Consider the following 15,580-nt stretch of genomic DNA (forward strand, 5'->3'; position numbering starts at 1 on the left):
ACCGGGGAGGCCCACTGTTCATCGCGCCATCGATGGCGCTAGCGTGGAGGCACCTTTGCACACGCGGGAGCTCGGAGCACCGGGCTGAGAGGGCGCTGACCTCCGTAGACGCGATGTTTCACGTGGAACGAGCGATGTTCCACGGGAGGCGTCGGACCGACGGAAACCGCTGCGTCGACCGCCGAACCTGTTACCGGGTAATGCCGGCGTAGGGAGTAGGTCTCATGACCAACAAGGACGCACGCACGCCTGCCTCCGCCCAGGACGACATGTCCGAGGAGGCCGGGAAGTCCATCGGCTGGCACAAGGCGTATGTCGCGGGCTCGCGCCCCGATCTGCGCGTGCCGGTCCGTCAGGTGCACCTCACCAACGGGCAGTCGGTCACTCTGTACGACACGTCGGGCCCGTACACCGATCCGCACGTCGACACCGATGTCCGCAGGGGCCTGACGCCGCTGCGGGAGAACTGGATCATCGCCCGCGGCGACACCGAGGAGTACGCGGGCCGTCCCGTCCGCCCCGAGGACGACGGAATCAAGCACACGTCGCCGCGCGGCGGGCTGCGCAACCTCGACGCGGTCTTCCCGGGACGCCCCCGTCAGCCCCGGCGGGGCCGCGACGGACAGGCGGTGACGCAGCTCGCGTATGCGCGCCGGGGGGAGATCACCCCCGAGATGGAGTTCGTGGCCCTCCGGGAGAACGTCTCCCCCGAGGTGGTCCGCGAGGAGATCGCCGCGGGCCGCGCGGTGCTGCCGGCCAACGTCAATCACCCGGAGATCGAGCCGATGATCATCGGCAAGCGGTTCCTGGTGAAGGTGAACGCCAACATCGGCAACTCCGCGGTGACCTCGTCCATCGAGGAGGAGGTGGAGAAGATGACCTGGGCGACCCGCTGGGGCGCCGACACGGTCATGGACCTCTCCACCGGCCGCAACATCCACACCACCCGTGAGTGGGTGCTGCGCAACTCCCCCGTTCCCATCGGCACGGTGCCGCTCTACCAGGCCCTGGAGAAGGTCGACGGCAGGGCCGAGGAACTGACCTGGGAGATCTACAAGGACACGGTCATCGAGCAGGCCGAGCAGGGCGTTGACTACATGACGGTCCACGCGGGTGTGCGGCTGCCGTTCGTGCCGCTCACGGCCAACCGCAAGACCGGCATCGTCTCGCGTGGCGGCTCCATCATGGCCGCGTGGTGCCTGGCACACCACAAGGAGTCGTTCCTCTACGAGAACTTCGAGGAACTCTGCGAGATCCTCGCCGCCTACGACGTCACGTACTCGCTGGGCGACGGTCTGCGGCCCGGCTCCATCGCCGACGCCAACGACGAGGCACAGCTCGCGGAACTGCGCACGCTCGGGGAACTCGGGCGGATCGCCAGGCGTTTGAACGTACAGACGATGATCGAGGGCCCCGGGCACGTCCCGATGCACAAGATCAGGGAGAACATCGACCTTCAGCAGGAGATCTGCGATGAAGCTCCGTTCTATACGCTCGGCCCGCTGACCACGGACATCGCGCCGGCGTACGACCACATCACCTCCGGCATCGGCGCCGCGATGATCGCCTGGTGGGGCACGGCGATGCTCTGCTACGTCACGCCCAAGGAGCACCTGGGCCTGCCCAATCGGGACGACGTCAAGACCGGCGTCATCACCTACAAGATCGCCGCCCATGCGGCCGACCTCGCCAAGGGGCACCCGGGCGCGCAGGAGTGGGACGACGCGCTGTCGGACGCGCGCTTCGAGTTCCGGTGGGAGGACCAGTTCAACCTGGCCCTCGACCCGGACACGGCCCGCGAGTTCCACGACGAGACCCTGCCGGCCGAGCCCGCCAAGACGGCGCACTTCTGCTCGATGTGCGGTCCGAAGTTCTGCAGCATGAAGATCTCGCAGGACATCCGCCGCGAGCACGGCGGCAGCCGGGCGGAGATCGAGGAGGGGATGGCGCTGAAGTCGGCGGAGTTCGCGGCCTCGGGGAACCGGGTGTATCTGCCGGTCGCGGACTGAGCAGGGCAGGCTGGACTCGCCGTTCCAGCGGGCCGGCCGGTATCGGCTCGGTGGACGGCGGGTGCGGCCGGCCGGCTGCGGTGTGGCCGCTCGGCGGGGGTCAGTCCGGCTGGTGCTCCGGGCCGCCGTAGTCGGGACTGGTGTAGTCGGGGCTGGTGAAGCGGGGGCGGTCGGTGCGGACGCCGTCGCCGGGGCTGCTGAAGCCGGGACGGTCGTAGCCCAGCCGGGGCATACGGTCGCGCGGAGCGGCCGTGCGGTGCGGTGCGGTCGGCCCTGGTTCGCCGAGTGCCTCCCGCAGGAACGGCAGGATGCCACGCTCCAGCAGGGCGTCCTGCCAGGCGGCTCTGGCGCCGGCCACTTCCTCGGCGGCGGCGTCACGGGCCCGGGACTCGGGCGAGGTGCCGTTGCGCAGCGCGGTGAGCAGCAGTCCGGCGGCGGCGACGAGGAGCGCGGCCACGGTCAGGGCCCCGAACACCCAGCCGGCGGTGAGCATGGTGCCGGCCAACGGCTGTCCGGAGTCCAGGCTTCTCAGGATGTAGCCGATGAGCAGGAATATCGCCGCCGCGGTGGCGGAGAGGAGGGGTGCCAGAACGGCGACGACCGCGACGGCACCCGCCCCGTGGGGCCCGGCGGCCGGGTCCGTACCGGTGGGGCCGGAGTCGTCCGTGGCCGTGGGGGCGGGCGGTTCGGGGCGGCGCAGTGCGTCGCGTATCCGTACGTAGTGCGCGTACTCGTCGGCCGCGGCCGACGTGATGAGCGCGGAGGCGTCGATGGCCATGGTGCGCAGTTGGGCGGGGCTGAGCCGCTGTCCGGCGGCGGCCAGTTCCGCTCGGTGTGGTGCGGAGCGCAGAACCTCGTCGAGGAGCCGCTCGAATTCCTGGCGGTCCTCGCTCCGCAGGTGCTGCGGAAGGCTGTTCATGTGCATCCCCCGATGCTCCGTAGGGCTTGGGGCTCGCACACCGGCGAGCCGTCGGGCAGAAACGGAGGGGAGCCTGCTACGGATAAGCCGATGGTAGAGCCGCGACGGCGCGTGGTGACAGGGGATTGCCGGAAATTGCCTCCCGGCCTGCGTGGACCCCGCGGGAGGAAGTCCCGCCGGAGGAACGGTCAGTGCTCCAGGGGGAGTTGCCGGACCAGCAGCTTTCCGGCCATGGTCACTCCGCCGTCCATCGCGATGGCGAGTCCGTCGGCGTAGACATGCGGTCCCTCGACGACCGGGCCGCTGCCCTCCTCGTCGTCCTCGGAGCCGACCTCGCCCAGGAGGTAGGGGATGGGGCTGTGGCCGTGCACGATCCGGCTGCCGCCGTAGGTGTCGAGCAGGGTGCGCACGGCGTCGGCGCCGCCCTCGTCGCGGAAGGAGAAGCGCTTGGTGAACTTGCGGAACAGGTCCCAGCACTCGTCCGCGTCGTTGCGGGTGAGCGTCTCGCGGACGTTGTCGTTGACGGCCTCGATCGAGTCGCCGAAGTCCAGGTAGGCGGTGGTGTCGGAGTGCACCAGCAGATAGCCGTCGACCTCCTCGACGGCGTCCAGGCGGGCCATCCACTGGAGATGGTGGTCCTGGAGGCGGTCCATGTCGGTCTTCTGGCCGCCGTTGAGCAGCCAGGCCGCCTGGAAGGTGGCCGTGCCCGCGCCAGAGTTGACGGGCGTGTCGCCGAATCGCTTGGCGCCGAGCAGAAGCAGTTCGTGGTTGCCCATGAGGGCCTTGCAGTAGCCGCCGGCCGCGGCCGCCTCGGCGGACAGCCGCATCACCAGGTCGATGACGCCGATGCCGTCCGGGCCCCGGTCGGTGAAGTCGCCGAGGAACCACAGCCGGGTGGTGCCGGCGCACCACTGGCCCGCCTCGTCGACGAGGCCCTGTTCCCGCAGGGCGGTCATCAGTTCGTCGAGGTAGCCGTGGACGTCGCCGACGACGAACAGCGGGCCGGGGCCGGCCGCGGGCTGCGGGGCCGCGGCGGCGAACGCCGGATCGACGGGGACCTGGAGCGTGTCGCCGCGGTTGATGACGGGCAGATCGCGCTGGGTGGGCGTGTACCCCTCGGGGTACGACTCGGCGGGCGGGGCGGTGTCGTCCTGCTGGTCCTGCTGGACGTACGGACCGGTCTCGTGGACGTACGCGGGTACCCGGAAGTCGCGCAGCGTCGCCGTCCGCTCCACCTCGGGTCCCTGACCGGCCCCCTGAGTCATCAGACCCCTCCACCATCGCGCCGCATCTGCACCGCTTCGGACTGCCTGGTCGCAGCGGTCCGCGGTGTCGTGGGCCCATCATAGGAATGCGCGTCGCGCCATGTGATGACCCAGGGGTGGTGAATCGGAACAAGGCTCCACCGCACCACCGCTTTCGCCCGGTTTGGGCAGATGTTCGCCGGCGGTCCGGGGACCGCCGGCCGTGTGCGGTCCGGGCGGCGTGGGCCCGAGGGCCCTTCCCGGAGCCTTGGTGCCGCCCGTGCTACGCGTCGTCCGGGGTGCGCGGCGGGCTGACCGTGGTGCGCGGGGGCCGCCGCTGGGAGGACGTGCGGACGATCAGTTCGGTCGGTATCACCTGCTCCACCGGCTGCTCCGACTCCACGCCCTCGATGGCGTCGATGAGCAGTTGTACGACGGCCGTGCCGATGCGGCGCGGCTTCAGGGAGAGCGTGGTGATGGGCGGCTCGGTGCTGGCGTACACGGTGGACTCGCTGCAGCACACCAGCAGCAGGTCTTCGGGGACGCGCAGCCCGTAGCGGCGGGCGGCGGCGAGCAGATCGGTGCCGTTGGGGTCGAACAGGCCGTAGACGGCGTCGGGCCGGTCCGGGCGGGCGAGCAGCCGGTCGGCCGCGACGGCGCCCGCGCACGGGTCGTGCGCCGGATAGGTCTCGTAGACCGGGTCCTGGCCGACCCGCTCGCACCAGTGCAGGTAGGCCGTGGTCGACAGGTGGGTGTACGTGTCGGTCGAGGTGCCCGTGAGCAGGCCGATACGGCGGGCGCCGGCGGCGGCGAGGTGGTCCAGGATGCCGAGGACGGCGGCCTCGTGGTCGTTGTCGACCCAGGCGGTGACCGGGAGCGCGCCGGCCGGTCGGCCGTCGGAGACGACGGGCAGGCCCTGGCGGACCAGTTCGCTGACCACCGGATCCTGGTCGGAGGGGTCGATGACGACGGTGCCGTCCAGGGCGACGTTGGACCACACGTCGTGGCGGGAGGTCGCGGGCAGGATGACCAGGGCGTAGCCCCGGGCGAGCGCGGCCGAGGTGGCGGCCCGCGCCATTTCGGCGAAGTACGCGAACTCGGTGAAGGTGAAAGGTTCATCCCCGTACGTCGTCACCGTCAGGCCGATCAGGCCCGACTTGCCGGTACGGAGGGTGCGGGCGGCGGCCGAGGGGCGGTACCCCAGCCGGTCGGCGACCTCGCGGACGTGGCGCCGGGTGGCATCCGGGAGCCGGCCCTTGCCGTTGAGGGCGTCGGAGACGGTCGTGATGGAGACGCCGGCGGCGGCGGCCACGTCCCTGATGCCTGCCCGGCCCGGCCTGCTGCCTCGACGTGAGGTTTCCGCGCGGCTCACCTGGTGCTTCCCTGCTGCTGTCATGGCGAGCCGATAGTAGGGCTCATGCGGTGGGGTAGCGCGGACGCATATGCACTCGTTGACAGGCACGTTTCTGCATGGCCGTTTGGGGTCAACTGCCTGTGATTGAAAGGTAGTTGAGCGCTTTCTTTGCAAGACATGGCGTGACGGCCCGGATGAGCCTGCCAATGGTCCGATGTTTCGAAGAGGTCTCAACTCACCTTCACGGGTGATGCGCGCCAGGGCGTAAGCCACCGGCGCGTAGATATATGTGCGGTGCGCCCCCCGAAACCGGTGCCTTCATGGCGCGATGCCCGTGTTGCCGCCGCGATCCATGAGGTTTGCCCACGACCCATACTCAGCGGAGCCGAATCCTCATATGGTGAGCAGTATTGGAAGCCGGTGGTGTGACGGTCCGCCGGTGGTCGCGAGGAGGACTGCGGTGAGCGAGACGAGCCCCAAGCTGCGCGCCGAGCTGGAGGGTATCCCCACCTACAAGCCGGGCAAGCCGGCCGCGGCCGACGGGCCGGTCGCCTACAAGCTGTCCTCGAACGAGAACCCCTACCCGCCGCTGCCCGGTGTGCTGGAGTCCGTGACCGCGGCCGCCGCCTCCTTCAACCGCTACCCGGACATGTCGTGCGCCGCCCTGACACAGGAGCTGGCGGAGCGCTTCGGAGTGCCGGCCGCCCATGTGGCCACCGGCACGGGCTCGGTCGGCGTGGCGCAGCAGCTGATCCAGTCCACCAGCGGTCCCGGCGACGAGGTGATCTACGCCTGGCGGTCCTTCGAGGCGTACCCGATCATCACGCAGATCAGCGGGGCCCGGTCGGTGCGGGTGCCGCTCACGTCCGGTGATGTGCACGACCTGGACGCGATGGCCGAGGCGATCACCGACCGGACGCGGCTGATCTTCGTCTGCAACCCCAACAACCCGACCGGCACGGTGGTGCGGCGGGCCGAGCTGGAGCGCTTCCTCGACCGGGTCCCCCGGGATGTGCTGGTGGTGCTGGACGAGGCGTACCGGGAGTTCATCCGCGACCCCGAGGTGCCCGACGGCGTCGAGCTGTACCGGGAGCGCCCCAATGTCTGCGTCCTGCGGACGTTCTCCAAGGCGTACGGCCTCGCCGGGCTGCGGGTCGGTTTCGCGATCGCCCATGAGCCGGTGGCCGCGGCACTGCGCAAGACGGCGGTGCCTTTTGGGGTGAGCCAGCTGGCGCAGGAGGCGGCGATCGCCTCGCTGCGGGCGGAGGACGAGCTGCTGGGCCGCGTCGGCTCGCTGGTCTGCGAGCGCACGCGTGTGGTCGACGGGCTGCGCGCGCAAGGATGGACGGTGCCGGAGACGCAGGCCAACTTCGTGTGGCTGCGGCTCGGGGAGCGGACGACCGCGTTCGCTCAGGCCTGTGAGGAGCACGGGGTCGTGGTTCGGCCGTTCGCGGGCGAGGGAGTCCGGGTCACGGTCGGCGAGGCCGAGGCGAACGACATCTTCCTGAAGGTGGCGGAGGCGTTCCACAAGGAGATGTAGTCCGGCTCACACCGGAGAAGATCACGGGCGCCCGGCTCTGCCGGGCGCCCGTTTCACGTGAAACAGCGCTTTCGGGGGCATCTGTGCAGCTCGCGGCGGGGGCTGTCCGCGGGCCGGAAGATCCATGCCCGCCCAACGGCCCCTTCCTGGGGACAGGGTTCGGGCCATGGGGATCTTGACTGAGGGGCAAGAGGACGACCCCGGACTTCCTGGCCGAAAACCGGTGCGCCATAATGGCTTGTGAATGTGAACGCGTTCACAAGCGCGTCCCGTTTGCCCCGTATGTACGTGACAGTCGGGGCGAATCGCCGCAGTACCACGGCGTAGTAAGGAGAGTGACGACGTGGACTTGGCTTTGGCGCCGGAGACACTGGCGCGCTGGCAGTTCGGCATCACCACCGTCTACCACTTCCTGTTCGTTCCGCTGACGATCTCCCTGGCCGCCCTCACGGCCGGGCTGCAGACGGCTTGGGTCCGCACGGAGAAGGAGAAGTACCTCAGGGCGACCAAGTTCTGGGGCAAGCTCTTCCTGATCAACATCGCGATGGGTGTGGTCACCGGCATCGTTCAGGAGTTCCAGTTCGGCATGAACTGGTCGGACTACTCCCGCTTCGTCGGTGACATCTTCGGCGCCCCGCTCGCCTTCGAGGCGCTGATCGCCTTCTTCTTCGAGTCCACCTTCATCGGCCTGTGGATCTTCGGCTGGGACAAGCTGCCGAAGAAGATCCACCTGGCCTGCATCTGGATGGTCTCGATCGGCACGATCCTGTCGGCGTACTTCATCCTCGCGGCCAACTCCTGGATGCAGCACCCGGTCGGCTACAAGATCGACAAGGCCCGGGGACGCGCTGAGCTGACCGACTTCCTGGCGGTGCTGACCCAGAACACCGCCCTGAGTCAGGCCTTCCACACCCTCTCCGCCGCCTTCCTGACCGGTGGCGCCTTCATGGTCGGCATCTCCGCCTACCACCTGGCCCGCAAGAGGCACATCCGCGAGATGAAGACCTCGCTGCGGCTCGGTCTGATCACGGTGGTCATCGCCGGGCTGCTCACCGCGGTCAGCGGCGACACCCTCGGCAAGGTCATGTTCAAGCAGCAGCCGATGAAGATGGCCGCCGCCGAGGCGCTGTGGGACGGGCAGAAGCCGGCGCCGTTCTCGATCTTCGCCTACGGCGACGTCGAGAAGGGCCACAACACGGTCGCCATCGAGATACCCGGCCTGCTCTCCTTCCTCGCCGACGACAACTTCACGTCGGAGGTCCCCGGGATCAACGACGTCAACAAGGCCGAGCAGCAGAAGTTCGGGCCCGGTGACTACCGGCCCAACATCCCGGTCGCCTTCTGGGGCTTCCGCTGGATGATCGGCTTCGGCATGGCTTCCTTCGCCATCGGCCTGGCCGGACTGTGGCTGACCCGCAAGAAGTTCATGCTGCCCCAGCACCTGCGGGTCGGCGAGGACGAGATCCCGCACCTGGTGCTGTTCCCGAAGAAGGCGCTCAGCCCCAAGCTGGCGCCCTGGTTCTGGCGCATCGCGACCTGGACCATGGCCTTCCCGCTGATCGCCAACTCCTGGGGCTGGATCTTCACCGAGATGGGCCGCCAGCCGTGGGTCGTCTACGGCGTCCTGCAGACCAGGGACGCGGTCTCCCCCGGTGTCTCCCAGGGTGAGGTCCTCACCTCGTTGATCGTCTTCACCTCGCTGTACGCGGTCCTCGCGGTGGTCGAGGTCAAGCTGCTCGCGAAGTACGTCAAGGCGGGGCCGCCCGAGCTGACCGAGGACGACCTCAACCCGCCCACGAAGATCGGCGGCGACACCCGTGACGCCGACAAGCCGATGGCCTTCTCGTACTAGGCCGAGGGGACAGTCATGGAACTTCACGACGTCTGGTTCGTCCTGATCGCCGTCCTGTGGACCGGCTACTTCTTCCTGGAGGGCTTCGACTTCGGGGTCGGCATCCTCACCAAGCTGCTGGCCCGGGACCGGGCCGAACGCAGGGTGCTCATCAACACCATCGGGCCGGTCTGGGACGGCAACGAGGTCTGGCTACTCACGGCGGGCGGCGCGACCTTCGCCGCCTTCCCGGAGTGGTACGCCACCCTCTTCTCCGGGTTCTATCTGCCCCTGCTCCTCATCCTCGTCTGCCTGATCGTCCGGGGCGTCGCCTTCGAGTACCGGGCGAAGCGGCCCGAGGAGAACTGGCAGCGCAACTGGGAGACGGCGATCTTCTGGACCTCCCTGCTCCCGGCGTTCCTGTGGGGTGTGGCCTTCGGGAACATCGTGCGGGGCGTCAAGATCGACCAGCACTTCGAGTACGTCGGCAGCGTCTGGGACCTGCTCAACCCCTATGCCCTGCTCGGCGGGCTGGTGACGCTCAGCCTGTTCACCTTCCACGGGGCGGTGTTCACGGCGCTCAAGACCGTCGGGGACATCCGGACGCGGGCGCGGCAGCTGGCCCGGTGGGCCGGACTCGTCGCCGCCGTGCTGGCGGTGGCCTTCCTGCTGTGGACGCAGGCCCACAGCGGTGACGGCAAGAGCCTCATCGCCCTGATCGTGGCGGTCGTCGCCCTGGTGGGCGCCCTGACGGCGAACCACCTCGGGCGTGAGGGATGGGCGTTCAGCCTGTCCGGCCTCACCATCGTGGCGGCCGTGGCGATGCTGTTCCTGTCGCTCTTCCCGGACGTCATGCCGTCCACCCTCAACGGGGACTGGAGCCTGACGGTCTCCAACGCCTCGTCGAGCCCGTACACCCTGAAGATCATGACCTGGCTGGCGGTGATCGCCACTCCGCTGGTGCTGCTCTATCAGGGCTGGACCTACTGGGTGTTCCGCAAGCGGATCGGCACACAGCACATCGCCGAAGCCGCACATTGAGTCCGCCGGGGTGTGTTTCACGTGAAACACACCCCTTGGGCCGAAGGGCATGTTTCACGTGAAACCAGTCGATCCGCGTCTGCTGCGGTACGCCCGCGCCACCCGCTTCTTCCTCGTGGCGGTCGTCGGCCTGGGGGCCGTCGGTGCCGGGCTGGTCATCGCCCAGGCGATGCTCATCGCCGAGGTGGTCGTCGGTGCCTTCCAGCACGGACGGTCCCTCGCCGAACTGCGTACTCCTCTTCTGCTGTTGGCGGCGGTGGCCGTGGGCCGAGCCCTGGTCGCCTGGCTCACCGAACGGGCCGCCCACCGGGCGAGCGCGGCCGTGAAGTCCGAGCTGCGGGGCCGGCTGCTGGACCGGGCGGCGGCGCTGGGCCCCGGATGGCTCGGCGGGCAGCGCACCGGCTCGCTGGTCACCCTGGCCACGCGCGGGGTGGACGCCCTTGACGACTACTTCTCCCGCTATCTGCCGCAGCTGGGGCTCGCGGTGGTGGTGCCGGTGGCGGTGCTGGCGCGGATCGTCACCGAGGACTGGGTGTCGGCGGCGATCATCGTCGTCACCCTGCCGCTCATTCCGCTGTTCATGATGCTGATCGGCTGGGCCACCCAGTCCCGCACCGACCGGCAGTGGCGGCTGCTGTCCCGGCTGTCGGGTCATTTCCTGGACGTGGTCGCGGGCCTGCCCACGTTGAAGGTGTTCGGCCGGGCCAAGGCACAGGCCGAGTCGATCCGCCGGATCACCGGTGAGTACCGGCAGGCCACGATGCGGACCCTGCGGATCGCCTTCCTCTCCTCCTTCGCGCTGGAACTGCTGGCCACCCTGTCCGTCGCGCTGGTCGCCGTGACGATCGGCATGCGGCTGGTCCACGGCGACATGGATCTGTACATCGGCCTGCTGATCCTGGTGCTTGCGCCGGAGGCGTACCTGCCGCTGCGTCAGGTGGGTGCGCAGTACCACGCGGCCGCGGAGGGACTGGCCGCCGCGGAGGAGATCTTCGCGGTGCTGGAGACGCCGGTGCCGGCGTCCGGGAGCGGCACGGTGCCGTCGGGGGCGGTGGCCTTCGAGGGGGTGACGGTCCGCTACCCCGGGCGTTCCGCGGACGCCGTGAACGAGGTGTCGTTCACCGTCGAGCCCGGGGAGACCGTGGCCCTCGTCGGGCCGAGCGGGGTGGGCAAGTCGACGCTGCTGCATGTGCTGCTGGGCTTCGTGCGCCCGGCCCGCGGACGGGTGCGGATCGGGGGCGTCGATCTCGCCGAGCTGGATCTGGAGCAGTGGCGCTCGCGGATCGCGTGGGTGCCGCAGCGGCCGCATCTCTACGCCGGGACGATCGCGGAGAACGTACGGCTGGCGCGGCCCGATGCGGACGACAACGCGGTGCGGCGGGCCTTGCGGGACGCGGGGGCGCTGGACTTCGTGGACGCGCTGCCGGACGGTGCCGGCACCGTGCTCGGGGAGGACGGGGCAGGGCTGTCCGCGGGGCAGCGGCAGCGGCTGGCGCTCGCGCGGGCGTTCCTCGCGGACCGGCCCCTGCTGGTGCTGGACGAGCCGACGGCCGCGCTGGACGGGGTGACCGAGGCCGAGGTCGTCTCGGCGGTGCGGCGGCTCGTGGTCGGCCGCACGGTACTGGTGGTGGTGCATCGCCCCGCGCTGCTGGAGGTGGCCGACCGGGTGGTGCGGCTCGGGTCCGCCGAACCGGTGGGCGCGCTCGGCGACGCGGGCCCGGCCTACGGGCCGCGCCCCCTGGAGCCCCGGCCTCGCCCGTCCGCCACGCCGGGCACCGGGCCCGAGGCCGAGCCCGCCGAGTCGGCCCCCGTGTCCCGAGTGCCCGGGAAGCCGGTGCGGGCGCGGAACGCGCTCGCCCGGGTCCGGGGGCTCGGTGCGGCCTGGCGGGGGAGGCTGGGCCTCGCCTGGGTGCTGGGCAGCCTCGCGCTCGGCAGCGCCGTCGGGCTGATGGCGACGTCCGGGTGGCTGATCTCCCGGGCCTCGCAGCAGCCGCCGGTGCTGTATCTGATGGTCGCGGTGACGGCGACACGGACGTTCGGCATCGGGCGGGCCGTGTTCCGCTACGCCGAGCGGCTGGTCTCGCACGACGCCGTGCTGCGGATGCTGGCCGACACCCGGGTCGCCGTCTACCGGCGCCTCGAACGGCTGGCACCCGCCGGGCTGCGGACCGCCCGCCGCGGCGATCTGCTCACCCGGCTGGTCGCGGACGTGGACGCGCTCCAGGACTACTGGCTGCGCTGGCTGCTGCCCGCCTCGGTCGCCCTCCTCGTCTCCACCGCGACCGTCGGCTTCACCGCCTGGCTGCTGCCCGAGGCGGGTGCCGCCCTCGCGGCGGGCCTGCTCGCGGCGGGCGTCGGTGTCCCCCTGGTGACCGCCACCGCGGCCCGGCACACCGAGCGACGGCTGGCGCCGGCCCGCGGTGAACTGGCGACCCGCGTCACCGACCTGCTCACCGGCACCGCCGAGCTGACCGTGGCCGGCGCGCTGCCGGACCGCGTCGGCGCGGCCCGGCGGGCGGACGGCACCCTCACCCGGATCGCCTCGCGCGCCGCCGCGGTCACCGCGCTCGGCGACGGACTCACCGCGCTGGTCTCCGGCCTGACCGTCATGGCCACGGCGCTGCTCGGCGTCCAGGCGGTGGCGGCGGGACGACTCGGCGGGGTGGCGCTGGCCGTGGTCGTCCTCACCCCGCTGGCCGCCTTCGAGGCCGTACTCGGGCTGCCGCTCGCCGTCCGTTACCGGCAGCGGGTGCGGCGCAGCGCGGAGCGGGTCCAGGAGGTACTGGACGCACCCGAGCCGGTGCGCGAGCCCGAGCGGCCCCGCAAGGCGCCCGCGACACCGTTCCCGCTGGTCCTCAAGGGGCTGACCGCACAGTACGAGGAGCAGCGGCGGGAGGCGCTGGCCGGGCTCGACCTCACCCTGGCGGAGGGCCGCCGGATCGCCGTGGTGGGGGCTTCCGGCGCCGGCAAGACGACCCTGGCCCAGGTGCTGCTGCGGTTCCTCGACCCACGGTCGGGGACGTACACCCTCGCCGGGGTGAACGCCCGCGAGCTGGACGGCGACGACGTACGGCGGCTGGTCGGCCTGTGCGCGCAGGACGCGCACCTCTTCGACAGCTCGGTGCGCGAGAACCTGCTGCTGGCCAGGAGGGACGCCACCGAGGCCGAGCTGCGCGGGGCCCTGGCCCGGGCGCGGCTGCTGGACTGGGTGGACGGGCTGCCGGACGGCCTGGACACGCTGGTCGGCGAGCACGGGGCGCGGCTGTCCGGCGGCCAGCGACAGCGGCTCGCGCTGGCCCGCGCGCTCCTCGCCGACTTCCCCGTGCTGGTCCTCGACGAGCCCGCCGAGCACCTGGACCTGCCGACCGCCGACGCCCTCACCGCCGATCTGCTGGCCGCCACCGAGGACCGGACGACGCTGCTGATCACCCACCGGCTCGCCGGTCTGGACGAGGTCGACGAGGTGCTGGTGCTCGACGCGGGCCGCGTGGTGCAGCGGGGCCCCTACGCGGAGCTGGCCGCGGTGGACGGACCGCTGCGGGAGATGGTGCGCCGGGAGGCGGAGTCGGAGTCCCTGGCGGCGGTCCGGTGACGCTCCCCCCGGGGACGCGGCCGGCCCGCCGTCGCGCCCCCGGAAGGATTCGGAAGACGGTCCTAGGCGTGCCGGGCGAGCAGTTGCTCGATCACGATCGCCACGCCGTCCTCGGTGTTGGCGGGCGCCCGGCCGGTCGCGGCGGCGATGGCGTCGGGGTGGGCGTTGCCCATGGCGTACGACTGACCGGCCCAGGTCAGCATCTCGATGTCGTTGGGCATGTCCCCGAAGGCGACGACCTCCTCGTGCGAGATGCCGCGTTCGGCGCAGCACAGGGCGAGCGTGCTGGCCTTGGAGACGCCGGGACCGCTGAGCTCCAGCAGGGCGCTGGGGCTGGACCGGGTGACGGTGGCGCGCTCGCCGACCGCCAGCCGGGCCAGGGTGAGGAAGGCGTCGGGGTCGAGCGAGGCGTGGTGGGCGAGGATCTTGAGCACGGGCTGGTCGGCGGCCGGGCCGTCGGCCGCGAGCAGTTCCTCGGCGGGCAGCAGGGAGTCGGGCTTCTCGACGAAGAGCTTGGGGTAGTCCGGCTCCTGGTGGAAGCCGTAGGTCAGCTCGACCGCGAACTTGGTGCCGGGTGCGGCCTCGCGCAGCAGGCGCACCGCGTCCAGGGCGTTGTCCCGGGCGAGCGCGCGCACCTTGACGAACCGGTGGGCGCCGGGACCGCCGTGCAGATCGACCACGGCGGCGCCGTTGCCGCAGATGGCCAGGCCGTGCCCGTGGACATGGTCGCTGACCACGTCCATCCAGCGGGCCGGGCGGCCGGTGACGAAGAAGACCTCGATGCCCGCCTCCTCGGCGGCGGCCAGGGCGGCGACGGTGCGCGGGGAGACCGACTTGTCGTCGTGCAGCAGGGTGCCGTCGAGGTCGGTGGCGATCAGCCGCGGGCGGATCGCGGCGTCGGGGGTCCCGGGTTGCCTGGTCGCTGAGGTCATTCGGTCATTCTCGCGCATATGCCCGCACGGGCGTGCGGAACTGCGCACAGATGAGACGCAGATGACGCTCTGGGCGTCCCTGGGACCCCACGAGGTGTCCCGGGTCACGTCAGTCCAGCTGGGCGAGGGCCTCCATGGCGATCCGCTCGAAGACCTTCTGGTCCGCGGCGAAGTCGGAGTCGGGGATGGGCCAGTGGACGACGATCTCGGTGAAGCCCAGCTCCCGGTGCCGGCCGGCGAAGTCCACGAACGCGTCCAGGGAGGTCAGCGGGCGGCCGCGGTCCGGGGTGAAGCCGGTGAGCAGGACCTTGTCCAGCTCGGTGACGTCCCGGCCGGCCTCCGCGCAGGCGTCGGCCAGCTTGCCGAGCTGTCCGCGCAGGGCCTCGACGGACTGCTCCGGGGTGCCGGACTCGTACAGCTTGGGGTCGCCGGTGGTCACCCATGCCTGGCCGTGGCGCGCGGCGAGCCGCAGCCCGCGCGGGCCGGTGGCGGCCACCGCGAACGGCAGCCGGGGGCGCTGCACGCAGCCCGGGATGTTGCGCGCCTCGTGCGCCGAGTAGAAGCGGCCCTCGTGCGACACCGCGTCCTCGGTGAGCAGCCGGTCGAGCAGCGGCACGAACTCGGCGAGCCGGTCGGCGCGCTCGCGCGGGGTCCAGGGCTCCTGGCCGAGGGCGGTGGCGTCGAAGCCGGTCCCGCCGGCGCCGATGCCGAGGGTGATGCGGCCGCCGGAGATGTCGTCCAGGGAGATCAGTTCCTTGGCGAGGGTGACCGGGTGCCGGAAGTTCGGGGAGGTGACCAGCGTGCCCAGGCGCAGCCGCTCGGTGGTGGCCGCGGCGGCGGTCAGGGTGGGGACGGCACCGAACCAGGGGCCGTCGCGGAAGCTGCGCCAGGAGAGGTGGTCGTAGGTGTACGCGGTGTGGAAGCCCAGCTGCTCGGCGCGCACCCAGGCCGCGCGGCCGCCCTCGTGCCAGCGGCGGTACGGCAGGATCACGGTGCTCAGACGCAGACTCATGCGTTCGAGGGTAAGCGGTGGGGCGGTGTGCTGCGGTCGGGGTCAGCGGGGGCCCGGGAAGCGCAGGTGGCGCGGGGGGACGGCGGCGGGCAGCGCGCGGAGCGGG

At 71.2% G+C, this 15,580-nt stretch carries 10 protein-coding genes; 5 read left to right on the forward strand and 5 right to left on the reverse strand.

The window, feature by feature from the left end; translation table 11 throughout:
• The first annotated feature begins 224 nt into the window (after positions 1 to 224).
• Complete coding sequence (gene thiC, locus FRZ03_RS33005) at positions 225 to 2,009, forward strand: phosphomethylpyrimidine synthase ThiC (RefSeq protein WP_146468740.1); 1,785 nt, start codon at positions 225 to 227, stop codon at positions 2,007 to 2,009.
• Between the two features lie 100 nt (positions 2,010 to 2,109).
• Here the strand turns inward: thiC and FRZ03_RS33010 are convergent, their stop codons facing one another.
• From FRZ03_RS33010 to FRZ03_RS33020, 3 genes are all read right to left on the reverse strand, one after another.
• Entirely contained in the window at positions 2,110 to 2,934 is an 825-nt protein-coding gene (locus tag FRZ03_RS33010; RefSeq protein WP_146468741.1) for a hypothetical protein, read from the reverse strand.
• A gap of 182 nt (positions 2,935 to 3,116) precedes the next feature.
• Positions 3,117 to 4,193, reverse strand: a complete 1,077-nt coding sequence (locus FRZ03_RS33015; protein WP_146468742.1) for a metallophosphoesterase — start codon at positions 4,191 to 4,193, stop codon at positions 3,117 to 3,119.
• 262 nt (positions 4,194 to 4,455) lie between these two features.
• The gene (locus FRZ03_RS33020; RefSeq protein WP_146468743.1) at positions 4,456 to 5,568 is read right to left on the reverse strand and encodes a LacI family DNA-binding transcriptional regulator; all 1,113 of its coding nucleotides are present in this window, start codon (positions 5,566 to 5,568) and stop codon (positions 4,456 to 4,458) included.
• Between the two features lie 418 nt (positions 5,569 to 5,986).
• Here FRZ03_RS33020 and hisC point away from each other — a divergent pair, with 418 nt between their 5' ends.
• The 4 genes from hisC to cydD all read left to right on the forward strand — a co-directional run bounded on the left by hisC (position 5,987) and on the right by cydD (position 13,530).
• Positions 5,987 to 7,066 (forward strand): histidinol-phosphate transaminase, encoded by a 1,080-nt coding sequence (gene hisC, locus FRZ03_RS33025; RefSeq protein ID WP_146468744.1) that lies wholly within the window; start codon positions 5,987 to 5,989, stop codon positions 7,064 to 7,066.
• A 343-nt stretch (positions 7,067 to 7,409) separates the two neighbouring features.
• Positions 7,410 to 8,918, forward strand: coding sequence for a cytochrome ubiquinol oxidase subunit I (locus FRZ03_RS33030; RefSeq protein WP_146468745.1), 1,509 nt, complete (start codon positions 7,410 to 7,412; stop codon positions 8,916 to 8,918).
• A gap of 15 nt (positions 8,919 to 8,933) precedes the next feature.
• The gene (gene cydB / locus FRZ03_RS33035; RefSeq protein WP_146468746.1) at positions 8,934 to 9,938 is read left to right on the forward strand and encodes a cytochrome d ubiquinol oxidase subunit II; all 1,005 of its coding nucleotides are present in this window, start codon (positions 8,934 to 8,936) and stop codon (positions 9,936 to 9,938) included.
• A 49-nt stretch (positions 9,939 to 9,987) separates the two neighbouring features.
• Positions 9,988 to 13,530 (forward strand): thiol reductant ABC exporter subunit CydD, encoded by a 3,543-nt coding sequence (gene cydD / locus FRZ03_RS33040; RefSeq protein ID WP_186785752.1) that lies wholly within the window; start codon positions 9,988 to 9,990, stop codon positions 13,528 to 13,530.
• 62 nt (positions 13,531 to 13,592) lie between these two features.
• Here the strand turns inward: cydD and FRZ03_RS33045 are convergent, their stop codons facing one another.
• Entirely contained in the window at positions 13,593 to 14,462 is an 870-nt protein-coding gene (locus FRZ03_RS33045; RefSeq protein ID WP_186785753.1) for an HAD-IIB family hydrolase, read from the reverse strand.
• Positions 14,463 to 14,571: 109 nt separating this feature from the next.
• The gene (locus FRZ03_RS33050) at positions 14,572 to 15,474 is read right to left on the reverse strand and encodes an LLM class flavin-dependent oxidoreductase (protein ID WP_146468749.1); all 903 of its coding nucleotides are present in this window, start codon (positions 15,472 to 15,474) and stop codon (positions 14,572 to 14,574) included.
• Between the last annotated feature and the right edge of the window lie 106 nt (positions 15,475 to 15,580).

This window comes from Streptomyces misionensis, from assembly GCF_007896895.1.
Lineage (GTDB): Bacteria > Actinomycetota > Actinomycetes > Streptomycetales > Streptomycetaceae > Streptomyces > Streptomyces misionensis_A.